General features: G+C 28.3%; 24 protein-coding genes and 1 riboswitch. Of the genes, 23 read left to right on the top strand and 1 reads right to left on the bottom strand.

Going from position 1 to position 22,558, the window contains the following annotated elements; translation table 11 throughout:
- Positions 1-106: 106 nt before the first annotated feature.
- The 22 genes from JOC62_RS06155 to JOC62_RS06050 all read left to right on the top strand — a co-directional run bounded on the left by JOC62_RS06155 (position 107) and on the right by JOC62_RS06050 (position 20,924).
- The gene (locus JOC62_RS06155) at positions 107-286 is read left to right on the top strand and encodes a hypothetical protein (RefSeq protein ID WP_204594346.1); all 180 of its coding nucleotides are present in this window, start codon (positions 107-109) and stop codon (positions 284-286) included.
- Positions 287-395: 109 nt separating this feature from the next.
- Entirely contained in the window at positions 396-833 is a 438-nt protein-coding gene (locus JOC62_RS06150) for an N-acetyltransferase (RefSeq protein ID WP_341534797.1), read from the top strand.
- Positions 834-1,123: 290 nt separating this feature from the next.
- Complete coding sequence (gene tyrP, locus JOC62_RS06145) at positions 1,124-2,563, top strand: tyrosine-tyramine antiporter (protein WP_204594345.1); 1,440 nt, start codon at positions 1,124-1,126, stop codon at positions 2,561-2,563.
- Positions 2,547-4,445 carry a tyrosine decarboxylase gene (gene tdc / locus JOC62_RS06140; protein ID WP_204594344.1) on the top strand — a complete coding sequence of 633 codons (1,899 nt, stop codon included), beginning with the start codon at positions 2,547-2,549 and terminating at the stop codon, positions 4,443-4,445. Before tyrP ends, tdc begins: the two co-directional genes overlap by 17 nt.
- 153 nt (positions 4,446-4,598) lie before the next feature.
- Positions 4,599-5,177 carry a TetR/AcrR family transcriptional regulator gene (locus tag JOC62_RS06135; RefSeq protein ID WP_204594343.1) on the top strand — a complete coding sequence of 193 codons (579 nt, stop codon included), beginning with the start codon at positions 4,599-4,601 and terminating at the stop codon, positions 5,175-5,177.
- Between the two features lie 126 nt (positions 5,178-5,303).
- The gene (locus JOC62_RS06130; protein ID WP_204594342.1) at positions 5,304-6,062 is read left to right on the top strand and encodes an MFS transporter; all 759 of its coding nucleotides are present in this window, start codon (positions 5,304-5,306) and stop codon (positions 6,060-6,062) included.
- The gene (locus tag JOC62_RS06125) at positions 6,050-6,739 is read left to right on the top strand and encodes an MFS transporter (protein ID WP_204594341.1); all 690 of its coding nucleotides are present in this window, start codon (positions 6,050-6,052) and stop codon (positions 6,737-6,739) included. Before JOC62_RS06130 ends, JOC62_RS06125 begins: the two co-directional genes overlap by 13 nt.
- A gap of 63 nt (positions 6,740-6,802) precedes the next feature.
- A riboswitch (cobalamin riboswitch) is annotated at positions 6,803-6,987 on the top strand.
- A 156-nt stretch (positions 6,988-7,143) separates the two neighbouring features.
- Positions 7,144-7,977, top strand: a complete 834-nt coding sequence (locus JOC62_RS06120; RefSeq protein WP_204594340.1) for a sirohydrochlorin cobaltochelatase — start codon at positions 7,144-7,146, stop codon at positions 7,975-7,977.
- A 26-nt stretch (positions 7,978-8,003) separates the two neighbouring features.
- Positions 8,004-9,308, top strand: a complete 1,305-nt coding sequence (locus JOC62_RS06115) for a cobyrinic acid a,c-diamide synthase CobB (protein ID WP_204594339.1) — start codon at positions 8,004-8,006, stop codon at positions 9,306-9,308.
- A 58-nt stretch (positions 9,309-9,366) separates the two neighbouring features.
- The gene (locus tag JOC62_RS06110; protein WP_204594338.1) at positions 9,367-9,990 is read left to right on the top strand and encodes a precorrin-8X methylmutase; all 624 of its coding nucleotides are present in this window, start codon (positions 9,367-9,369) and stop codon (positions 9,988-9,990) included.
- A 9-nt stretch (positions 9,991-9,999) separates the two neighbouring features.
- The gene (gene cbiD / locus JOC62_RS06105; protein ID WP_204594337.1) at positions 10,000-11,091 is read left to right on the top strand and encodes a cobalt-precorrin-5B (C(1))-methyltransferase CbiD; all 1,092 of its coding nucleotides are present in this window, start codon (positions 10,000-10,002) and stop codon (positions 11,089-11,091) included.
- On the top strand, positions 11,092-11,694 hold the full coding sequence (gene cbiE / locus JOC62_RS06100; protein ID WP_204594336.1) for a precorrin-6y C5,15-methyltransferase (decarboxylating) subunit CbiE: 603 nt from the start codon (positions 11,092-11,094) through the stop codon (positions 11,692-11,694).
- A 17-nt stretch (positions 11,695-11,711) separates the two neighbouring features.
- On the top strand, positions 11,712-12,296 hold the full coding sequence (gene cbiT / locus JOC62_RS06095; RefSeq protein WP_204594335.1) for a precorrin-6Y C5,15-methyltransferase (decarboxylating) subunit CbiT: 585 nt from the start codon (positions 11,712-11,714) through the stop codon (positions 12,294-12,296).
- Entirely contained in the window at positions 12,289-12,951 is a 663-nt protein-coding gene (locus JOC62_RS06090; protein WP_204594334.1) for a cobalt-factor II C(20)-methyltransferase, read from the top strand. The genes cbiT and JOC62_RS06090 overlap by 8 nt, the downstream gene beginning before the upstream one ends.
- A 15-nt stretch (positions 12,952-12,966) precedes the next feature.
- Positions 12,967-13,713: a precorrin-4 C(11)-methyltransferase gene (cobM, locus tag JOC62_RS06085; protein WP_204594333.1), complete on the top strand. Its 747-nt coding sequence runs from the start codon at positions 12,967-12,969 to the stop codon at positions 13,711-13,713.
- Between the two features lie 3 nt (positions 13,714-13,716).
- Entirely contained in the window at positions 13,717-14,691 is a 975-nt protein-coding gene (gene cbiG, locus JOC62_RS06080) for a cobalt-precorrin 5A hydrolase (protein ID WP_204594332.1), read from the top strand.
- A 14-nt stretch (positions 14,692-14,705) separates the two neighbouring features.
- The gene (gene cobJ / locus JOC62_RS06075; protein WP_204594331.1) at positions 14,706-15,431 is read left to right on the top strand and encodes a precorrin-3B C(17)-methyltransferase; all 726 of its coding nucleotides are present in this window, start codon (positions 14,706-14,708) and stop codon (positions 15,429-15,431) included.
- Positions 15,432-16,199 (top strand): cobalt-precorrin-6A reductase, encoded by a 768-nt coding sequence (locus JOC62_RS06070; protein WP_204594330.1) that lies wholly within the window; start codon positions 15,432-15,434, stop codon positions 16,197-16,199.
- A 28-nt stretch (positions 16,200-16,227) separates the two neighbouring features.
- A complete protein-coding gene (gene cbiB / locus JOC62_RS06065) occupies positions 16,228-17,172 on the top strand; it encodes an adenosylcobinamide-phosphate synthase CbiB (RefSeq protein WP_204594329.1) in 945 nt (314 codons plus the stop codon).
- The gene (gene cobD, locus JOC62_RS06060) at positions 17,172-18,254 is read left to right on the top strand and encodes a threonine-phosphate decarboxylase CobD (RefSeq protein ID WP_204594328.1); all 1,083 of its coding nucleotides are present in this window, start codon (positions 17,172-17,174) and stop codon (positions 18,252-18,254) included. Before cbiB ends, cobD begins: the two co-directional genes overlap by 1 nt.
- Complete coding sequence (locus tag JOC62_RS06055; protein ID WP_204594327.1) at positions 18,241-19,389, top strand: hypothetical protein; 1,149 nt, start codon at positions 18,241-18,243, stop codon at positions 19,387-19,389. The genes cobD and JOC62_RS06055 overlap by 14 nt, the downstream gene beginning before the upstream one ends.
- 32 nt (positions 19,390-19,421) lie before the next feature.
- Complete coding sequence (locus JOC62_RS06050; protein WP_204594326.1) at positions 19,422-20,924, top strand: cobyric acid synthase; 1,503 nt, start codon at positions 19,422-19,424, stop codon at positions 20,922-20,924.
- 36 nt (positions 20,925-20,960) lie between these two features.
- On the opposite strand, the gene JOC62_RS06045 is transcribed toward JOC62_RS06050, so the two are convergent.
- Positions 20,961-21,875, bottom strand: coding sequence for a patatin-like phospholipase family protein (locus tag JOC62_RS06045; RefSeq protein ID WP_204594325.1), 915 nt, complete (start codon positions 21,873-21,875; stop codon positions 20,961-20,963).
- 153 nt (positions 21,876-22,028) lie between these two features.
- On the opposite strand from JOC62_RS06045, the gene JOC62_RS06040 reads away from it, so the two are divergent.
- Positions 22,029-22,448, top strand: coding sequence for a hypothetical protein (locus tag JOC62_RS06040; RefSeq protein ID WP_204594324.1), 420 nt, complete (start codon positions 22,029-22,031; stop codon positions 22,446-22,448).
- Positions 22,449-22,558 lie beyond the last annotated feature (110 nt).

The following is a 22,558-nucleotide window of genomic DNA, read 5'->3' as shown; positions in this document are numbered from 1 at the left end:
TATTATAGGAAATAATAAAAAATAAACATATATTAAATAATAAGTATAGGAGCAAGTATAAACTAGTGAATCTTTTTAATATATATCAAGTAAGGAGGTTTTATATATGAATAATTCTAATAATAACCTAAAAAACAAACGAGACAGAAGTAATGCAGTAGAAGCTGCAAGGACAGCTATAATAATGGGAATGGATAATAAAGCTATTAGTAAAATAACTATATTAACAGAAGATGAGATTCAATTAATTAGAGAAACTTTAGATAAAACAAGTAGAATATTTTAAATTAAGTATAATGTAATTTAACTCCCCTTTTACTTGTATATAAATATAGTTGATGATAAAATGACTTAATTATAGGGTATATAACATTTAAATAAAGGGGAGTTTGAGCGTGGAAAATAACATTTTTTTGTTTAATAAAAAAGATATAGATGAAATTATGAAAATTTGGGTTGAAAGTACAATAAAATCTCATGATTTTATTGATGAAAATTATTGGATAGAATCACAAGATATAGTTAGAAATAAATATATACCTATATCAAAAACTTATATTTACAAAGAAGATAATATTATAAAAGGATTTATTAGTATACTAAATAATAATTTTATAGGGGGATTATTTGTAGCTAATGATAGTCAAGGACAAGGCATAGGTAGGAAACTTATTGATACAGTTAAGAATGAATTAAATAGTTTAACATTAAATGTTTTCAAGGAAAATGTAAGAGCCTTAAAGTTTTATGAAAGAGAAGGATTTGAAATAGTTAGTGAATCAATAGACTCAGCAACATTAAAAGAAGAAATACTTATGAAGTGGAAAAGATAAGTTTTTATCATTTGGAAATAAATCTTAAATAAAAAATATTAGTTTATAAAAGTAAGGAAGAAAGTAGAAAAATAAATTTATTTTTCTACTTTCTTTTTTTGACAAAATTTCTATATGGTTTTATAGGAAATTATTAGTTGTATTAAAGTAAAAAATGTAACACATAATAAATTTAGTTAAAGAAAGACTATAATATAAGTTTTCATAAAGGATGGTGATTGATAATTCTAAAAATATATTTATTTAAGTAATAAAAGTATAAAGCAAAAGAAGAGGATGTGAATAAGAGTATGGGAGACTTAGAAAATAGAAATAAAAAGCTTACTCTATTTCAATTAGTAGGTATAAGTATAGCTTTTTATGGAAGTGTTAGAAGCGTACCAACATTAGCAATTGTTGGTTGGCAACAGATATTCTTTATGATAGGTGCAGCAGTACTTTTTGCAATACCTATTTCACTTATTGCAGCTGAACTAGCAACTGGATGGCCAGAGGAAGGTGGATCTCAAGTTTGGGTTAAAGAGGCATTAGGAGAAAGATGGGGATTTGTAACTGCATGGCTTTTATGGGTTCAATTATTCTTTGGTATGGTTATGGTAAGTTCTACTGTTGGTGTAATGCTTGCTTATGCAATAGGAAGAACTGAACTTGCACAAAATAATATGTTTATATTCATTATAATAGTAATTTCTTACTGGACTGTAACTCTACTAAACTTTAAATTTGATATGGGTAAAGTAGTAGGAAGTATAGGTGCAGTAGTTGGTATATATATACCTTTTGTTGCATTAGTTGTTTTAGGCTTATGGTGGACATTTAAACATGGAAATGTTTATTTAGGACCATTTAACGTTCAAACAGCAATACCAAGTTTAGCATCTTTAGACAAATTATCATTTTTTTCAGGAATAATATTTATATTTTCAGGTCTTGAAATTGCATCAGTTCATGCAAATAATATAGAGAATCCAAAAAGAAATTATCCAATATCAGTATTTCTATCAATGGGATTACTTATAATATTTAACCTTATTGCAGGGCTTACAGAGGCAAATACAATACCTTCAGATAAGATAGAGTTATCAAATATAACTCAACCATTCCAAATTTATTTTAATGAACTTGGAATGCCATGGCTTACAAATATTATTGCAGGAATGATAGCTATTGGTGTTCTTGCACAATTAAGTGCATGGGTACTTGGACCTTCAAAAGCTATGATAAAGGTTGCAGAAGAAGGGAATTTACCACCTATATTTCAAAAGAGAACAAGACGTGATGTTCCTATAACATTTGTACTTATTCAAGCAATTGTTGTGTCATTAGTAGCAATTGTATATGTTGTAGTACCAGATGTTAATAATAGTTTCTTTATGGTACTTATATTGACAACTATTCTTTATAGTATAGTTTATATATTTATAATACTTGCTGAAATAATTCTAAAATATAAAAAGCCAGATGTACATAGAGCATTTACTATCCCAGGTGGGAAAGCTGGTATGTGGATTACATGTATATTAGCTATGATTGGTGTAATCATAACCATAGTAGTTAGCCTTATACCTCCAAGTTCTATACCACCAGAGGGTGATACTATGTATATTGCATTCCAAGTAATTGGAACTATAATATGTTTTATTTCACCATTAATTATATACGCATTTAAGAAAGACTCATGGAAGAAACCAAAAGAAAAGGAGATTAGATATAATGGAAAAGGACGTTAAAAAAGGTACTGATATTTTAGAAAATAATGAGGATATTAATTTAAAAGCTATGTTCTTAGGGCCTAAATCAGAAAATGAAGATTTTTTTGAAGAAAGTCTTTTAAGATTATTTAATGACCATGCTGAGTGGAGAAAGAATTTTCATCCAGAAGATGATACTATAATTAAAGTTTCTGATGAACGCAAAGAAAGCTTTGTAGTAAGTAAAGATAGACTTAAAGAGGTATTGATTGAATTATCATCAAAATTGAGAGCTGGTTCTGTTCCATGGCATTCACCAAGATTTTTAGGACATATGAATTCAGAAACATTAATGCCAGCATTATTAGGTTATTTTGCTGCTATGTTATATAACGGTAATAATGTTGCCTATGAATCTTCACCTGCTACATCTCAAATGGAAGAAGATGTTGGAGAAGATTTCTGTAAATTAGTAAGTTATAATGATGATGGATGGGGGCATATTTGTGCAGATGGATCCATAGCAAATTATGAGGGCTTATGGTATGCAAGAAATATAAAATCTATTCCGCTTGCAGTAAAAGAGGTTATGCCAGAGCTTGTAGATGGTAAATCAGAATGGGAACTTTTAAATATGAGTGTTTCTGAAATACTTGATCTTATGGATAACGCAGGAGAGAAGTTAGACCAAATAAAAGAACATTCTGCAAGAGGGATGGGAGATAAGATAGGTAAGCTTGGAAAATGGCTAATACCTCAAACAAAACATTATTCATGGCTTAAAGCTGGCGATATTCTTGGTCTTGGAGTAGAAGCAGTTGTTCCAGTAAAAGTTGATCATCATTACAGAATGGATATGAATGAACTTAGAAAGACAATTGAAGAATATACAAGTAAACAAATTCCTATACTTGGAGTTGTTGGAGTTGTTGGATCTACAGAAGAAGGCGCAATAGACCATATTGATAAGATTATAGAAATAAGAGATGAATTCTCAAAGAAGGGAATTAATTTCTATGTACATGTAGATGCAGCCTATGGTGGATATGCGAGATCTATATTCTTAGATGATGATTATTCATTTATTAAAGAGGATAAATTAAAAGAAAAAATGCTAGAGCATGGAGCTATATTAGATGAAAGCACACCATGGCCATCAAATGATGTATACAATGCATTTAAATCTATGGAGAAGGCAGATACAATTACAATTGACCCACATAAGATGGGATATATACCATATTCAGCAGGAGGTATAATTGTAAGAGATAAGAGAATGAGAGATTCAATTTCTTACTTTGCAACATACGTATTTGAAAAGGGAGCTGATATACCATCACTTCTTGGTGCATTTATGCTTGAAGGATCAAAAGCAGGTGCTACAGCAGCTTCAGTTTGGACCGCTCACAAAGTATTACCTCTTAATATAACAGGCTATGGTAAACTTATAGGCGCAGGCAATGAAGGGGCTTACAAGCTTTATCATAAATTAGAAATGCAAAAGTCATATAAAGTTGGAGATAAGATAGTAGATGTTTATCCTTTAGTTGAACCAGATTTTAATATGGTTGACTTTGTATTTAATCTAAGAGGAAATAAAGATTTAAAAGTAATGAATGATTTAAATCATGACTTTTATGAAGAAGCTTCATATGTAAAGGAAGCCTTATATGTAAATGACTTTTTAACTTCACATACTGACTTTACAGTAGAAGATTACGGTGATTCACCACTTAAATTTGTTAATAATTGTGGAATTTCAACAGAAGAATGGAAGAGGGTTAAGAAGGTAACAATCTTAAGAGCATGTGTATTATCACCATTCTTAAATTGCGAAAAAGTATTTAATGAATATATGAAGAAGATGGATGACGCAATAGTAGAAAAGTTAGAAAAAATATTAGGTGAACAAAAGCAATAGAGTAAAATATTTTAGGAGTAGAACTTTATAACTATTTAGAGTTCTACTCCTAATTTTTTAATATATTCTAAAAATTATATTTGACAATTTAAATCTCAGAATGTATTTTATATATAGACCAATCGGTATAATAAAACTAATGAGGTATTTAAATTGCATAAAAAGATAGATACAAGAAGTAAAATATTAAATTCAGCATCAAAATTATTTTTCTCTAATGGATATCATGCTACTGGATTAAATTCGATATTAAAGGTAAGTAAAGCACCAAAAGGATCACTTTATTATTATTTTCCAAAGGGTAAGGAAGAGTTAGCATTGGAAGCTATAAAAGTAGTTAAAAACAATATAAAAGAAGAGATTAAAGAAAATCTTTATTTAAGTAATAACCCTATTGAAGGCATACAAAAAGTTATCTTAAATGTAGCTGATATAGTAGATAGAGAAGAAGTAGTCAAAGGAGTAACAGTTAGTCTTTTGGCATTAGAAGCTTCACAGACCAATGAAATTCTTAGAGAAGCTTGTATGGATACATTTTTAGAATGGGAATCTTTATATTATAAAAGATTATTAGAACTTGGAATATCAGAAAATGATTCAAAAGAAATAAGTAGAATAATACAGATAATGATAGAAGGGGCAATAGTAATGTCTCTTACTAAAAAAGATAATAGTTCACTTTTACTTGTTGCTGATAAAATAAAGATGATTATAAATAGCTATATAAAATAAAATTCTATTAGAATAAAGATTATTATAAAACTTTTTAAGATTATAATAATCTTTATATATTTTATTTAATAATATTTTTTGGAAAAATTATATAGACTGGTCTAATTAAAGAAAGAGGTTTAGAAAATGCAATCAAAAGAAAAAATATTTAAGGTTATGGCAGTATTACTATTTGGAGGGTTCATGGCCTTGTTAAATGAGACAATAACAAATGTAGCACTTCCAAAACTTATGGAAGAGTTTAATATAAGTGCACAAACTGTTCAATGGTTAAGTACAGGGTATCTTTTAGTTATAGGGATATTAGTTCCAGTTACTGCTTTTTTAATTCAAAGATTTACTTTAAAGCAACTGTATATAGTAGCAATGTCATTGTTTCTATTAGGAACTATAATAGCGGCTACAGCACCAAACTTTACAATATTACTTTTAGGTAGATTAATACAAGCATCTGGAACAGGAATGTTTGTGCCAATAATGATGAATACAATAGTTGTTATAAATCCACCAGAAAAACGTGGCGCAGCTGTTGGACTTGGACTTTTTGTAATATTATTTGCACCGTCAATAGCGCCTACTTTATCAGGTATGATAATTCAAAAATTATCATGGAGATATTTATTTATCATGGAAATTCCATTAGCAATATTAGCAATTATACTTGGATATAGATATTTAGAAAAAGTTACAGAAATAACAAAACCTAAAATAGATGTAATATCAATAATTTTATCAACATTAGGCTTTGGAGGAATTATAGTAGGCTTTAGTACTTTAGGAAATAATAATTTTAGTAAGACATTAGTATTTTTCTTAATAGGAATTCTATCATTAATCTTATTCTCATTAAGACAGTTTAGATTAAAAGAGCCATGCTTGATTTAAGAGTATTTAAATCTTCAACATATGGGCTTGGTGTAATATTTGTTATGGTATCTATGATGACTCTATTTGAAACATTAGTTGTTATGCCGATGTATTTAGAAGGATTATATCATATGTCACCATTCCAAGTTGGATTAGCTATATTACCAGCTGGCTTAATAAACGCTTTTGCATCTATAATAACAGGACATTTATATGATAAATTTGGTGCAAAAAAATTAGTTCCTTTTGGATTTATGATTTTAACAATATCATTCTATTTATTATCAAGAGTTAATATTAATACAAGTTATATAGAAGTAATAATACTACTTTGTATACTTAATATTGGCATGCCACTTGTTATGACTTCATCACAAACAAATAGTTTAAATCAACTAAAGCCAATACAGTATCCTCATGGAACTGCTGTTATAAATACACTTCAACAAATAGCTGCTGCTATGGGATCATCTTTATTTGTTAGCTTGATGACAACAAAGAAAAATAATTATTTAGACGGAATACAGGGAGTAACAAATTTAAATGATAATGCTATGGCGTTAGTTCATGGATTTAATTATGCTTTCTTTATAGCCGCAGTACTTCTTCTAATAGTTTTTTTTGCTTCATTTTTATTAAAAGATAAAAATGAGAAGGATAAAGGAGAAAGTTTAGAACTTTTAGCTAAGAATTAGAAAATATATTTATTGAATAAAAAACAGATATAATATATAATTAAAAAATAAGAAATAGTAAAATTAAATAATTTAGTTTTAGGTGAATAATTTTTTAAAATTATTAAAAGGGAAAATGGTGAAATTCCATTACAGCCCCCGCTACTGTAAAAGGAGACGAGCTTAAAAGAAACCACTAATATGTATTGGGAAGGATTAAGCAAGGATGACCCTTAAGTCAGGAAACCTGCCTAAAATTTGTTAGCTATTCTTCGGAGGGAAGTACAATAGATAAAATTTTGATGGATTTTTTAAATCCTATCTTGTTTTTTGTGTATATAAAGCACTTTTATCCTTAGGGATAGAAGTGCTTTTTCAATTATTCCCATTATTTAGATAAAACAAGAAATTTTTAGAGGTGAATTATGAAAAAGGCAATATTAGTAGTTAGTTTTGGAACGAGTTATTTAGATGCATTAGAAAATTCAATTGAAAAGATCGAAACAGAAATAAAAGATAAATTTAAAGGATATGATATATTTAGATGTTTTACATCTCATATGATAATAAATAAGTTAAAAAGAGTCCATAACATAGAAGTTGACACACCAGAGATAGTTTTAGAGAAATTAAAAGATTTAGGATACAATGAAGTTTTAGTTCAACCTATTCACATGATACCTGGAGAGGAATATGATTATGTAAAGGGAAATGTAGTTAGATTTGAAAAGCATTTCGATACTATGAAATTTGGAAGACCAATATTTTTCTATCAAGGAGAAGAAGAACTTCCAAATGATTATACAATATTCATAGAAAGCATAAAAGAATTATTAGAATGTGAAGAAGAAGAAGCTGTAGTTTTATTTGGACATGGTAGTGCCCATTATTCTAATGCTGTTTATGGCGCTCTTCAAACAATGCTATATGATGAAGGACATGAAAGAGCATTTGTTGGAACTGTAGAAGGCTACCCAACTTTAGATAGCGTATTAAAGAGAATTGAAAGAAATAATATAAAAAAGGTGAAATTAGTACCGCTAATGGTTGTTGCAGGGGATCATGTTAAGAATGATATGGCATCAGATGAAGAGGATTCATGGAAAACAATATTAGAAAGTAAAGGACTTGAAGTAGAAGCACATGTACACGGTCTTGGAGAAGTAGAAGCTTTTAGAAAAATATATCTAGATCATATAGATGACATGAAAAATGATACATATTTAGGTTGTGGTGAAACTAAGAAATTAAGAAAGTAAGCAAGAGATAAATAGGAGGAAGGTATATGAAATCTTTAATTATTGCCTCTAATAGAAGTGGCGGTGGTAAAACTACCTTTACTTTAGCTTTAATGAATTCTTTAATGAGAAAAGGGTTTGAGGTACAAGGATTTAAAGTTGGGCCTGATTATATAGATAGCGCCTTTCATAAATTTATAACTAAGAAACCTTCAAGAAACTTAGATATATTTCTAATGGGTAAAGATGGCATGAAGGATACTTATTCAAGAGGAAATGGAGATTTAGGAGTAATTGAAGGGGTCATGGGCCTTTATGATGGTAAGGGAATAGATACTTTTGGATCGACATATCATGTTTCAAAAGAACTTAATGACATGCCAATTTTACTTGTAATTACTCCAGGAGCTCAAAGTGTTACTTTATGTGCCGAAATAAATGGATTAAAAGATTTTAAGAAAGCAAATATTATTGGGGTAGTTTTAAATTCTATAAGTACTAGCTATTACACTATGCTAAAAGCTGCTATAGAAAAAAACTGTGATGTAAAGGTATTTGGATATATACCAAAGGATGAAAATTTAAATTTAAAAAGTAGGCATCTTGGATTAGTTCAAAGTGTTGAAGTATCAAACCTTAAAGAAAAAATAGATTATGCAAGTTCGTTATTAGAGAATTATGTAGACCTTGAAGGTCTCATAGATGAATTTAAAGAATATAAAGCAAAAAGTATAGAATACAACTTAAAAAATAAAAATATAAAAATAGGTATTGCGTTAGATAAGGCATTTAATTTTTATTATGAAGAGAATATAGAGTTATTAAAAAGTATTGGAGATGTTGTATACTTTAGTCCATTAAATGATAAAGAGCTTCCTAAAGGTCTAGATTTTCTATACTTAGGGGGTGGATATCCAGAAATTTTTAAAGAAGAACTTTCAAAAAATAAGTCTATGAGAAAAAGTATAAAAGATGCACTTGATAATGGACTTAGATGTTTTGCTGAATGTGGAGGGCTTATGTATCTTACTGAAAGCATAGATGGGACTGAGATGGTAGGATTCTTTAAAGGGAATACTGAGATGACAAAGAGACTTCAAAGATTTGGATACTCCACGCTAACTCTACATAACAATGGAAATTTATACACAATTAATTGTCATGAATTTCATAAATCAAAAGTTAATTTAGAAGAAGAGACAGTATATAATATAAGCAAAGAGAATTATTTAGGAAATAAAAGTGAATGGGTATGTGGGTATAAGAAAAATAATACTATAGCTGGGTATCCTCATATTAATTTTTTAGGAAATATTAATTTCTTAAAAGAAATAATTAATTATGAAAAATAAAATTTATTTTAGAAAGTAGGTGAATGTTAGAGGATACATAGATTCTCTAACAGGAATTATGAACTATATAAAAGATCCAATGGGAATAGAAAGAAAAAGTTTTGAAATTATAGGTAGTGAACTTGGAGAACATAACTTCACTGATGAAGAGTTACTTGTAGTAAAAAGAGTTATACATACAACCGCTGATTTTGAGTATAAAAACTTATTAGAAATAAGTGAAGGTGCAATAGATGCAGCTAAAGAAATATTTAAAAATGGAGCTAAATTATATACTGATACTAATATGATTTTATCAGGAATAAATAAGAGAGCTTTAAATGCACTAAATTCAAAAGGAATATGCTATGTTAATTTAGATGAAGTACATAAATTATCAAAAGAAAGAGGAATAACGCGTTCAATGGCTGGAGTGGAATTAGCTTCTAGTGAAGGTGTTGATATATTTGTATTTGGTAATGCACCGACAGCACTTTTTAAATTAAGAGAGCTTATAGAGAGTGGAAATGCAAAACCAAAGCTTATAATTGCAGTTCCAGTAGGATTTGTTGGAGCAGCTGAAAGTAAAGAAGGGCTAGAAACTTTAGGTATACCTTATATAAGAGTTAAAGGAAGAAAAGGTGGAAGTACTGTTGCAACTGCAATTATTAATGCTCTTATGTACATGCTTTATGAAAGGTAAGATATAAAAATGCTTGATTTGTATGTTGAAAGCGACGGAAAGAAGTTAAGGTGTGGTTATACAACAGGTTCTTGTGCATCAGCTGCTGCAAAAGCTGCAACTTACATGTTATTTAATAATGAAGAAATTAAATCTATAAAAATTGATACTCCAAAAGGTATAGTACTTGATTTAGAGATAAATGAAATAAAAAGAGGAAAAGATTTTGTAGCATGTTCAATTATAAAAGATGGTGGAGATGATATCGACGCAACTCATGGGATAGATATTTGGGCAGAAGCAAAAGTTATTGATAAGGGATATGTACTAAAGGGTGGAACCGGTGTAGGAACTATTACGAAAGATGGACTTTTTATACCAAAAGGAGAGCCGGCAATAAATAAAGTTCCAAGAGAATGTATAGAAAGAGAAGTTCTTAGTGTAAAGCCAGAAGATAAAGGTGTACAAATAACTATATTCGTACCAAAGGGAGAAGAAGTTGCAAAGAAAACTTTTAATCCGAGGCTCGGTATAGTAGGTGGAATATCTATACTTGGAACTACAGGAATAGTTTATCCAATGTCAGAAGATGCACTTAAAGCATCAGTTAAGCTAGAGATAAATCAAAAAGCTATAAATAACGAAACTTTAGTATTAACCTTTGGAAATATGGGTGAAAGACTATGCAAACAACTTGGATATAAAGAAAGTGAAACTGTTATAATTTCAAATTATGTTGGATATGCATTAGAATGTTGTGCTATCTTAAAGATTAAAAATATAGTTTTAGTAGGACATATAGGAAAAGTTAGCAAAGTGGCTTATGGATGTTTTAATACTCATAGTAGAGTAAGTGATGTAAGACTTGAGGTTATAGCATTAGAGTTAGCACTTTTAGGTTATGATATAGATTTTGTAAAAGAAGTTTTAGAGCAAAAAACTTCAGAGGGAGCGGTAAAGTTATTAGGTAATGGCTTCGATGATTTATATAAAAATATAGGTGAAAAGATTAAAGCAAGGTTGGAGTTATATACTTACAATGAAATAAATTGTGATGTAGTTATGTATTATGATCCATGTAATCCTAAAGTTTTATGGAATTCATTAGAGGGAGCGAATTAGATGATCTATATAGTGGGACTTGGCCCTGGAAAGAGAGAATATATACTTCCAAAGGCTTTAGAAACCTTAAAAAATAGTGATAAAATAATTGGATTCGAAAGAGCCATGCAATCTATAGATTTCTTAAATAAGGAATCTATAATTGTAAAATCATTAAAAGAATTATTAGAGGCCGTAGAGCAAAATAAAAATTTAAGTTTATCAATAATAGCTTCAGGAGATCCAACTTTTTATGGAATAACAAATTATTTAAAGAAAAAGTTAGATGATGATATAGAGATTATACCCGGTATAAGTTCATTTCAGTATCTAACTAGTAAAGTAGGAGTAATGTGGAGTACAGCTTATTTAGGAAGTTTACATGGAAGAGAAGAAGAATTTTTAATTAAAGTTAAAGAAAATGATTGCTCAATATGGCTTACTGATAGAATCAACAATCCAAGTAAACTTTGTGAGATATTATATGAAAATAATATAGTATCAAAAGTTATTATAGGTGAAAATTTATCCTATGATGATGAAAAAATAAGTATAGGTATTCCTGAGAAGTTAAAAGATGAAAAGTATGAACTTTTATCAGTAGTTATAATTGAAAAAGTATAATGGAATGAGGAAAAGAGATGAAATTTATAAAGGATGAAGAGTTTATAAGAGGAAATTGTCCCATGACTAAAGAGGATATAAGAGTAAGCTCAGTCTGTAAATTAGAATTAGAAGAAGATTCAAAAGTTTTAGATATAGGTAGTGGTACAGGATCAATTACAATACAATGTTCTAAGATCGCAAATAATGGAACTGTATATTCAATAGAAAAAGATGAAGATGCAATAGAAGTTACAAGGAAGAATATAGATAAATTTAATTGTAAAAATATAAATCTTTATACAGGAGAAGCTACTGAATATTTAAAACAATTTGTAGAAGAAAAAAAGATCTTTGATTCTATATTTGTTGGAGGTAGTGGTGGAGGATTAGAAGAAATTCTAATTTATTCTGATAAGTTACTTAAAAATTCAGGTAAGCTTGTTATGAATTTTATAACTTTAAAGAATGTTTATGAAGCTATTGCCATAGTAGAAAAGATTGGTTACAAAGTCAATGTAACAATGCTTCAAGTAAGCAAAACAAGGGGAAAGAGCTTAATGCTTATAGCAAATAATCCAATATTTATAGTAGAGTGCAGAAAGGAAGAAATAGATGGCTAAATTATATGGAATAGGTGTAGGACCTGGAGATGCGGAACTTTTAACTATTAAAGCTGTTAGAGCTATTGAAGAATGTGATATTATTGTAGCACCAGTTGCAGTAGAAGGATCAGAAAGCGTAGCCTATGAAGCTGCAAAGGATTATATAAAAGATAATACAGAGGTTGTACTTAAACATTTCCCAATGGGAAAAAAAGATAGAGTAGAAAAAGCAAAAGAAGCTTATGAATATATAAAAAGTGAAATAGAAAAGGGTAAGACAGTAGGATTTTTAACTATTGGAGATCCTTATGTTTATAGTACATACATTCATATGCTAAAGCATATGAAAGAGAATGGAATAGAGGTTTTAACAATACCAGGAATAACTTCTTTTTGTGCAGCAGCTAGTTTAGTAAATAGAACTCTTGTTATAGGAAATGAACCTCTTTTAGTTCTTCCAGCAGCTAGAGTTTCTGATATTAAAGATGAAAAGTACGTTGTAATTATGAAAGTTTATAAGAGAGAAGAAGAAGTTGTAAAGTGTCTTGAAGAAAAAGGCTTTGATTATGTTTGTGTACAAAAAGTAGGAAGAGACGGAGAAAAAATACTAGAAAATAGAGAAGATATAATAAATTCAAGAGAATATATGTCTTTAATTATAGCAAGTAGATAATAGGAGGAAAAAGTAATGGTTTATTTTATAGGAGCAGGTCCAGGAGATGTTGATTTAATTACAGTTAAGGGAAGAGAAACTCTAAAAAAGGCTGATATAGTTATATATGCAGGCTCACTAGTTTCAAGTGAACATATGACATTTTGCAAAGAAGGAGCAGAAATATATAATTCAGCAAAGATGACTTTAGATGAAGTTATAAAAGTTATGGCTGATAATAAGGATAAGATTATTGTAAGATTACATACAGGTGATCCAGCTATATATGGCGCAATTAAAGAGCAAATGGATGAGCTTGATAAATATGATATACAATATGAAGTAATTCCAGGAGTAAGTTCATTTACAGCTGCAGCTTCAGCTATAAAGAAAGAATTTACTCTTCCAAGCATAACTCAAACAGTAATTTTAACTAGAGTGGAAGGTAGAACTAAGGTTCCTGAAACTGAAGACTTAGAAAAACTTGCTGGAATTGGAGCATCAATGGCAATATTCTTATCAATATCAATGATTGATAAGGTTGTAGAGAAACTTAGACGTGGATATGGAAGAAACGTTAATATAGCAGTAGTTGAAAGAGCAACATGGCAAGATCAAAGAGTACTTCTTGGTACATTAGATGACATAAGTGAAAAAGTTAAAGAAGCTGGAATTACAAAATGTGCTCAAATTTTAGTTGGGGACTTTATAGATTGCGAATATGAAAAGAGCAAACTTTATGATAAGTCATTTGCTCACATGTTTAGAGATTCACAGGTTTAAAATATGATAGGGGTAATAAGCGTTACAGAGAAGGGTAATATAATTGCAGAAAAAATAAAAGAAAATATTGATTGTAGAATCTTTCTCAAATCTAGAGAAAATTTAGATTTAAAAAATGTAACAAAAGAGTTTATGGAAGGATTAGATGGAGTTGTATTTATAAGCTCTACTGGGATAGCTGTAAGATTCATAGCTCCATATCTTAAAAGTAAAACAAAAGATCCAGCTATAGTTGTTGTTGATGTAAATAATAACTTTACAATAAGTCTTGTAAGTGGACATTTAGGTGGTGCTAATGAATTAACTCTTAAAATATCTAATATATTAAATAATACTCCAGTTATAACAACAGCAACAGATGGAATGAATATAGAAGCTCCAGATATGATCGCAAAGAAAAATAATTTAATTATAGATGATTTGAAAGTATGCAAGGAAGTTGCATCACTTATTGTAAATAATAAAGAGGTATATTTTAAAGATGAAAAAGATATAATATACGCACCAAAAGGATATATAAAAACAGAAGAAATACAAGACGATATGATTTTGGTTACAAATAAATTAGATATTCCTAAGAAAGATAAATTATTAAAGCTTATCAGAAAAGATATAGTATTAGGAATAGGTTGTAGAAAAGATACAGATGAAAAAAAACTTAGAAAATTTGTACTTAAGACATTAAAAGAAAATAATTATGATGAAAGATCAGTAATTAAGATTGGATCAATAGATATAAAAAAGAAGGAAAAAGCCATAATATCCTTAGCTAATTATTTAGGATGTGAATTTGTAACTTTTAATAAAGATGAAATAAACAGCATAGAAGCAGATTATGAAGGCAGTGATTTTGTATTTAAAACTGTTGGAGTAAGATGCGTATGTGAACCTGTAATTCATTTAATGGATGGAGAAGTAAGGGTTAAGAAGATTAAATATGAAGGAATGACTCTTTCAATAGGAGAAAAATACATTTAAAGGAGATTAAATTAATGGGAAAATTATATGTAGTAGGAATTGGTCCAGGCGGGCTAGATCATATGACAATGAAAGCAAGAGATACAATATTAAATTGTGATATAGTTGTTGGATATACAAAATATATAGAAATGGTACGTGACTTAATAGGTGATAAGGAAGTATATCAAACTGGTATGAGAGGCGAAGTTGAAAGATGTAAAAGAGCATTAGAACTTTCAAAAGAAAAAGATGTTTGTTTAATAAGTACTGGAGATGCCGGAATATATGGTATGGCAGGTCTTATATTAGAGCTTAAAAATGATGAAGAAGTAGTTATAGTTCCAGGACTTACTGCATCAAGCGCAGCAGGTTCAGTAGTTGGTGCGCCACTTATGCATGATAATTGTAATATAAGTTTAAGTGATTTAATGACTCCTTATGAAGCTATAAAGAAGAGAGTTAAGCTTGCAGCAGAAGGAGATTTTATAATATCTTTATATAATCCTAAAAGTAAAGGTAGACCTGAGTATTTAAGAGAATGTTTAGATATAATTGCATCTTATAGAAATGGAAATACTCCAATTGCTGTTGTAAAAAATGCTCTTAGAGATGGTATGGAATATACTATAACAACTCTTGAAAAGTTTGATACTGAAATTGTGGACATGATGAGTATAGTTATAGTTGGTAATTCACAAAGTTATATTAAAGATGATACATTTATAACACCTAGAGGTTATAAAATAGAGGACAAATAAATGATAGGTTTTATATTAGGTACTTCTGAAGGTAAGAAAATTTTAAAAATGATGAATAGACATACTGATAAAATAGTTGTGTCTACAGCCACAGAATATGGTGGTGAGTTACTTAAAGAATATAAAGTAGCACATTTAAATACAAAACCATTAGATAAAGATGGATTAATAGATTTAATAAAAAACTTTAATATAACGGTTTTAGTAGATGCATCACATCCATATGCAACAGAAGTAAGTAAAAATGCAATGCAAAGCGCAAAAGATTCAAAAATTGCTTATATTCGTTATGAAAGAGAAGGAGTATTAAGTAGTTCAGATTATAAAAATATAATAAAAATTCAAGGATATAATGAGTTAAAAGAAGTTTTAGAAGAAATTGATGGAAATATATTAAATACTACGGGAAGTAGAAATATCGGAAATATACTTAAACTTAACTGTAGAAATAGAATTATACATAGAATTCTGCCATCATCTAAGATACTTCAAGAAGTGTTAGATTTAGGAGTTGACGTTCAAGACGTTATAGCTATTAAAGGCCCTGTAGGTTATGAACTAAATAAAGGATTTATAGACCAATATAATGCGAAGGCGATAATAACTAAAGATAGTGGAACAGTTGGTGGAACACTTGAAAAATTACAATCTGCTATAGATAGAGATATAAAGCTCATTGTTATAGATAAACCTAAAATGAATTATGGAGATACTTTTTATAATGAAACTGAATTAGTGGAGCATTTAATAAAAAAATATAATTTTTAAGATTATATAATAAATTAGGAGCTTTAACATGATTGAAATAATAATAGGATATATATTAGATTTAATAATAGGAGATCCTCAAAATCCATATCATCCAATTAGGGGAGTTGGAAAGGTAGCTAAATTTAGTGAAAATGTATTTAGAAAGTTATTTAAAAAGCATCTAAAGCTTGCAGGAGCAATAACTTGGATTACAGTTGTATTAATAATATTTTTCATTAATTTTATAATTATAAAATTATTAGGGAGAATAAGTCCATATGTAGCTATTGCATATGAAGCTATAGCAATATACTTTTGCTTATCAACAAAGGCTTTAAAGGTTGAGGGGCTGAAGGTAATAAGATATTTAAAAGAAGATAATATAGATAAAGCTAGACAACAGTTATCATATATAGTTGGAAGAGATACTGATAAATTAGATGAAGAGGGAATAACTAGAGCGGTCATAGAAACAGTTGCTGAAAACATGTCTGATGGAATAATAGCACCATTATTCTTTGCAGGTATTGGTGGTGCGCCACTTATATTTGCATATAAAGCAGTAAATACTATGGATTCTATGTTTGGTTATAAAAATGATAAATATATGGACTTTGGTTATTTTCCTGCTAAATTAGATGATGTATTTAATTATATACCTGCAAGGCTTTCTGCATATATAATAATAATATCAGCATTTTTACTAAGATTAGATTATAAAAATGCCTTTAAGGTTTATAATAGGGATAAAAGTAATCATACAAGCCCAAATAGTGCCCATCCAGAATCAGCAGTAGCTGGTGCTTTAGATATAAGGCTTGGAGGTGCAAATTACTACTTTGGAAAGTTAGTAAAAAAGCCTGAAATAGGAGATGGAATAAAGAAGATAACCATAGATAGTGTTGATATGGTAAATAAAATTCTATACTTAAGTTCATTTTTAGGTGTTATACTAGCTTGTAGTATAAGTATAATTATTGAGGTGATTTAATGATAAAGTCTGTTCATGGTGGAAACATTGATGAAATATGTAGAGTTTATAATATAGACAGAGAAAGTATTACTGATTTTTCAGCTAATATAAATCCATTAGGACTTAATTTAAACATAAAAAATTCTATAATAGATAATTTAAGTGATGTAGTAAATTATCCAGATATAACTTATTATGAATTAAAAGAAGAAATAAGTAAATTTGAAGAAATAAAAAAAGAAAATATATTTTTAGGTAATGGGGCGGCAGAGTGCATATTTAATTTAGCACGTGCCCTAAATCCTAAAAAGACATTATTGTTAGCCCCAAGCTTTTCAGAATATGAAGAAGGGGTTAAAAGTGTTTATGGAGATATAGAATATTTTCTTTTAAAAGAAGAGGATGATTTTAAACTAACAGACGAGCTTATAGAAAAATTAGATGAAAGCATAGATCTTTTATTTATATGCAACCCTAATAATCCTACTGGTGTTATAACTGATGGAATTTATTTAGAAAAACTTATAAAAAGAGCAGAGAAGTTAAATATTTTTGTTGCAGTTGATGAATCATTTTTAGATTTTGTTGATAATAAAGACAAGTATTCTGTTATGAAATTAATATATAAATATTCAAATTTAATAATTGTAAAATCTTTAACTAAATTTTATGCGATTCCAGGTCTTAGGATAGGGTTTGGAGTTACAAATAATGAAGATTTACTTAGAAAAATAGATAGAGTAACTATGTCTTGGAATGTTAATACATTAGCATCTATTGCAGCAGTATGTGGACTTAAGGAGATTACATATAACAAAGAAAGTATTGATTATGTAAATACTGAAAGAGAATATTTATATAATAAATTAAAAGATATGAAGAGCTTAAAAGTATTTTCACCATCAGTTAACTTTATATTTTTTAAGATAGAAGAAGATATGGATTTAAAAATGGAATTATTAAAGTACGGAATATTAATAAGAAGTTGTAATAATTACATAGGTTTAGATGATAAATTCTATAGGATAGCTGTTAGAACAAGAGAAGAGAATAATAAAATTATTAATACTTTAAATAAGGTTTTTAATGATGAGAGATAAAAAGATATTAGTAATTTTAGATGGGTATTTTGAAAATACAAAAAAGATAAAAGAAGTTATAGATTCTAAATTTAAGAGTTTAGAATCTATAACTAAATTTTTCTATAGAGGTATGATAGATAGCTCAATTAAAGGATATGATGTAGATAGTTTAAATTGTATTTTTAATATTTTGGGGTACTCTCCTAAAGAGAATAAGATATATGAAAGAGCTTATTTTGAAGCATTGTCCAAAGGCTATAAACTTAAAATGGATGAATCAGTGTTAAGATGTAATCTAGTCAAGATTGAGGATGATAGATTAAAAGATTTTACTAGTGGTTTATCAAAAGAGGAATCTAGAGCTATTACACATAAGTTTATAGAAAATCTTGAGAAGAATAAAAGTCTAAGCAAAGATTTTAAAATGATTCATTGTGATGCATATAGGAATTTACTTTTTATAAATAAAAATTATGATAGTTTAAAAGATATTATGTTTTCAAAGCCCCATGATAATACTGGTAAAATGATAGGTGAAATAATGCCAAAAAGCAATATCAAGGAAGATAATGATGGGTTATTAAGTATACTAGAATTTATGAGGTATTCCTATAATTATTTTAAGAATATAGGATATGAAGGTATAATGTTATATCCTTGGGGATTATCAAAGAAAACCTCTTTAACTTCAATGAAAGAAAAATTTGAATTAGATGGAGCTGTTATTGCTGGAATTGATCTATTAAAAGGAATGGGTCTATCTATAGGATTAAAAGAGATTAACTTAAGTAATGCTACTGGGGACTATGATACCTCATTAATAGAAAAGAGAAATAAAGGGAAAGAAGCTATAGATAAGTTTGATTTTTTATTAATACATATAAATGGATGCGATGAATTATCTCACAGGAAAGACACAGAAGGAAAAGCAATATTTATTGAAAAGATATTTACTGAGATGATTAATCCATTGTTAAAACATATAGAAGATAATTATAGTAAATATTCTATGCTTATAACGGGAGATCATATAACTAATTCAATGAATGGTATGCATGAGAGAGGAGAAGGTGAATATATTCTTTTAAGTTCTGATTATAGGAATATAAAGTTAAAAGAAACAATGCAATTAATAGAATTACTTCTTTTATAAGAAAATAAAACTGTTTAAAAGGGATGGATAGGATGGAATCTAAAGGAATAATGTTGCTTGGTACAGCATCATCAGTTGGTAAAAGTACGTTGGCTACAGCTATTTGTAGATATTTTACAAATAAAAATTTAAAAGTTGCACCATTTAAAGCTATGAATATATCATTAAACTCTTTTGTTACAAAAGATGGACTTGAAATGGGAAGGGCGCAAGTTGTTCAGGCAGAGGCCTGCAACATAGAACCAGAAGCTTTTATGAATCCTCTTTTATTAAAACCAAACGGAGGAAAAACTCAAGTTATAGTTAATGGAAAAGTGAAATTTACAATGGATGCATACAAGTATAAAGAAATAAACAATGAACTAAAAAAAGAGGTTTCTAATACATATAATTCTATAAAAGATAATTATGATTTATTAGTACTTGAAGGTTCAGGAAGTTGTGCTGAAATTAATTTAAAAGATACTGACATAGCTAATATGGCTATGGCTAAAATGGCAGATGTACCTGCTATATTAGTTGCAGATATAGACAGAGGTGGAGTATTTGCATCAGTTGTTGGAACACTTATGCTTCTTGAAGAAGAAGATAGAAAAAGAGTTAAGGGTGTAATAATAAATAAATTTAGAGGCAGAGTAGATTTATTTAAAGATGCTATGAAACAGTTAGAGGATATAATAGACGTTCCTGTACTTGGAGTTATGCCTCATTGCACTTTAGATATTGAAGATGAGGATGGAGTAAGCGATAAAATATTAAATAAGAGTAATAAAAAAGGTAAAATAGATATTGCTGTAATAAAGCTTCCTCATATGTCAAACTTCACTGATTTTAATAACTTAGAAAGAATGAATGATTTAAGTGTAAGGTATGCTAAAAGTGTAGATGAACTAAATGATCCTCATATGATAATAATACCAGGAAGTAAGAATACAATAGATGACTTGAAAATCATAAAAAATATAGGCTTATACGATAGAATTAAAGATCTTCATGCTAAAGGAACTTTGATTTTTGGAGTTTGTGGTGGTTATCAAATGCTTGGAGAAAAGATAATAGATGATCATAAAATTGAAGGGGATACTTTAGAAGAAATAGGCCTTAATTTATTAGATTTTAAAACTAAGTTTAACAAAGAGAAAACAACAATTCAAACTAAAGCATTTATTAACGATAAAAATCCTCTAAATGAATATATTTCAAATATAACATTAGAAGGTTATGAAATTCATAATGGAGTAAATGAATATAATGAAGATGTAGTACCATTTATTTGTGATAAAGATAGTAGAATAATTGGATCTATAAATAAAGAAGGTACGGTTATAGGAACATATCTTCATGGAATATTTGATTCAGATGAGTTTAATTTAAGACTTATAGAGTATATAGCTAAAAGAAATAATATATCAATAGAAGGTATTGAAAAGAATTCATCTTACAGGGAACATAAATTGAAAGAATATGATAAATTAGCAGACTTGCTTAAAGAGAATATAGATATAAAAAAATTAGAAGAGATTATAGGAATATAAATATAAGGACATCCTAAATTAGGATGTCCTTATATTTCACTTTAAGAAGTAATTTTCAATATATTTATAGGCTTCTGTTAAATCAAGACGACTAGCTAACTTTTTTAGTTCATTTACTTTCTTATAATCATCCATTTCAATTTCATTATCTAAAATTGGATTTATTCTAAAAAAATTATTTTTAAGAAGTTCAGTGCAATACATATCCTCCAAAGGAATAGTGTCATTAAGTAAAATTGATACCAAAGGCTTTTTTGCTTTTAAAAATGGATTATAAGCCCACTGTGCAATTCCCCATTTTGAAGTATTTCTTTTTATACTACAGGGAGTTATTCCTGTACCTATAGATAGAATTCTAAAATCAGAAAAATCTAATTTAGACTTATATAATTTTAAAATTTGTATTAAAGCAGTTGCAGTTGGCATATTAGTGACAACAGCACCATCTATAAAACCATTATGAGATGGAAAATATGTTGGAGCAGCAGAACTAGATAAAGCTACATCTATAACAGAATAGTTTGATAGGCTACTATCTTTTGATATATTATTAAAAAATACAGGTTCCCAGCCTTTAGAATCTAGGCCAAGTAAATTAAAAGATGGAATAAAGACGTACTTATTTAAATCTTTTAATTTATAATTTTCATCAAAGACTGAATTTATTGTATTTTTTAATCTTTTATTACTGTATTTTGGTCTAAAGATATTTAGATGATTTGGAGTAAATATGTTTTTTATATTATCATAACTATATAGATTATCAACATCATCGCCATCTTTACCTGAAGCTAATAATAAAGCTATTAAGGATCCTGTAGAAACACCAGCATAAAGGTCAGCTTTATTTAATATCGCTGGATATTTATCACAAAGTCTTTTAAAGATTCTAGCTGATAATGCTCCACGAATGCCACCACCATCAAATGAAACAATTCTAAATGCGCACATAAAATTCTCCTAAATTAAATTATATAGATAAGATATTTAATAAGAATTAATTATGTGATTATTTGAGAAAATAAGAATTAATGATATAATAAAATAATTGTTATAAGAAAAATATAACTAAATAAAATAAAAGAAGAAAAGTGAGAATATTACATGGAAAATTTTCAATTAGAAAGAAAAATTAAAAAGCTTGATAAAGAGATAGAAGCACTTAAAGTGGCTTTAAAATACTTATCAAATGAAGATGAAATTAAAGAAGTTAGAGAAGAGTTAAATAGAGAGAGACAATTTATGGCAGATATGCTTTATGCAAATGATGCAAAAGCCTTTGATAAGTGCCGTAATATAATATTAGAAGAAATTAATAAAGAAATTAAAGAAGAAGGACAAAAGAAACTTCTTGAAGATATTAAAGAAGTTTATGGAAGACAATATCCAAATGCATCCAAAGAAAGCAATGGATTAAATGCCTGGCTTAAAAAGCTTCTTGTAGATTTTGAATGGAAAGAAAATACTGAAGATGATTGGGCTATATTAGTAATAAAAAGATTATTACCAGTAAATAGAAAATAAGATTTAAAGAAATGAGTCGTATACTTATGTATACGGCATTTTTTATATATAAAAATAAAAAATAATTATGATTAGTAAAGTCTTATAAAAATAATTAAAAAAATTTTTAA

The organism is Clostridium sardiniense (assembly GCF_016907995.1).
GTDB classification, from domain to species: domain Bacteria; phylum Bacillota; class Clostridia; order Clostridiales; family Clostridiaceae; genus Clostridium; species Clostridium sardiniense.
The sequence above is the reverse complement of the archived record's forward strand: the minus strand, read 5'-3'. Positions and strand labels throughout refer to the sequence as shown.

Coding starts and splice junctions, on each gene's coding strand:
- JOC62_RS06155 (WP_204594346.1), top strand. CDS start 107: ATGAATAATTCTAATAATAACCTAAAAAACAAACGAGACAGAAGTAAT.
- tyrP (WP_204594345.1), top strand. CDS start 1,124: ATGGGAGACTTAGAAAATAGAAATAAAAAGCTTACTCTATTTCAATTA.
- tdc (WP_204594344.1), top strand. CDS start 2,547: ATGGAAAAGGACGTTAAAAAAGGTACTGATATTTTAGAAAATAATGAG.
- JOC62_RS06130 (WP_204594342.1), top strand. CDS start 5,304: ATGCAATCAAAAGAAAAAATATTTAAGGTTATGGCAGTATTACTATTT.
- JOC62_RS06125 (WP_204594341.1), top strand. CDS start 6,050: ATGCTTGATTTAAGAGTATTTAAATCTTCAACATATGGGCTTGGTGTA.
- JOC62_RS06120 (WP_204594340.1), top strand. CDS start 7,144: ATGAAAAAGGCAATATTAGTAGTTAGTTTTGGAACGAGTTATTTAGAT.
- JOC62_RS06115 (WP_204594339.1), top strand. CDS start 8,004: ATGAAATCTTTAATTATTGCCTCTAATAGAAGTGGCGGTGGTAAAACT.
- JOC62_RS06110 (WP_204594338.1), top strand. CDS start 9,367: ATGAACTATATAAAAGATCCAATGGGAATAGAAAGAAAAAGTTTTGAA.
- cbiD (WP_204594337.1), top strand. CDS start 10,000: ATGCTTGATTTGTATGTTGAAAGCGACGGAAAGAAGTTAAGGTGTGGT.
- cbiE (WP_204594336.1), top strand. CDS start 11,092: ATGATCTATATAGTGGGACTTGGCCCTGGAAAGAGAGAATATATACTT.
- cbiT (WP_204594335.1), top strand. CDS start 11,712: ATGAAATTTATAAAGGATGAAGAGTTTATAAGAGGAAATTGTCCCATG.
- JOC62_RS06090 (WP_204594334.1), top strand. CDS start 12,289: ATGGCTAAATTATATGGAATAGGTGTAGGACCTGGAGATGCGGAACTT.
- cobM (WP_204594333.1), top strand. CDS start 12,967: ATGGTTTATTTTATAGGAGCAGGTCCAGGAGATGTTGATTTAATTACA.
- cbiG (WP_204594332.1), top strand. CDS start 13,717: ATGATAGGGGTAATAAGCGTTACAGAGAAGGGTAATATAATTGCAGAA.
- cobJ (WP_204594331.1), top strand. CDS start 14,706: ATGGGAAAATTATATGTAGTAGGAATTGGTCCAGGCGGGCTAGATCAT.
- JOC62_RS06070 (WP_204594330.1), top strand. CDS start 15,432: ATGATAGGTTTTATATTAGGTACTTCTGAAGGTAAGAAAATTTTAAAA.
- cbiB (WP_204594329.1), top strand. CDS start 16,228: ATGATTGAAATAATAATAGGATATATATTAGATTTAATAATAGGAGAT.
- cobD (WP_204594328.1), top strand. CDS start 17,172: ATGATAAAGTCTGTTCATGGTGGAAACATTGATGAAATATGTAGAGTT.
- JOC62_RS06055 (WP_204594327.1), top strand. CDS start 18,241: ATGATGAGAGATAAAAAGATATTAGTAATTTTAGATGGGTATTTTGAA.
- JOC62_RS06050 (WP_204594326.1), top strand. CDS start 19,422: ATGGAATCTAAAGGAATAATGTTGCTTGGTACAGCATCATCAGTTGGT.
- JOC62_RS06045 (WP_204594325.1), bottom strand. CDS start 21,875: ATGTGCGCATTTAGAATTGTTTCATTTGATGGTGGTGGCATTCGTGGA.
- JOC62_RS06040 (WP_204594324.1), top strand. CDS start 22,029: ATGGAAAATTTTCAATTAGAAAGAAAAATTAAAAAGCTTGATAAAGAG.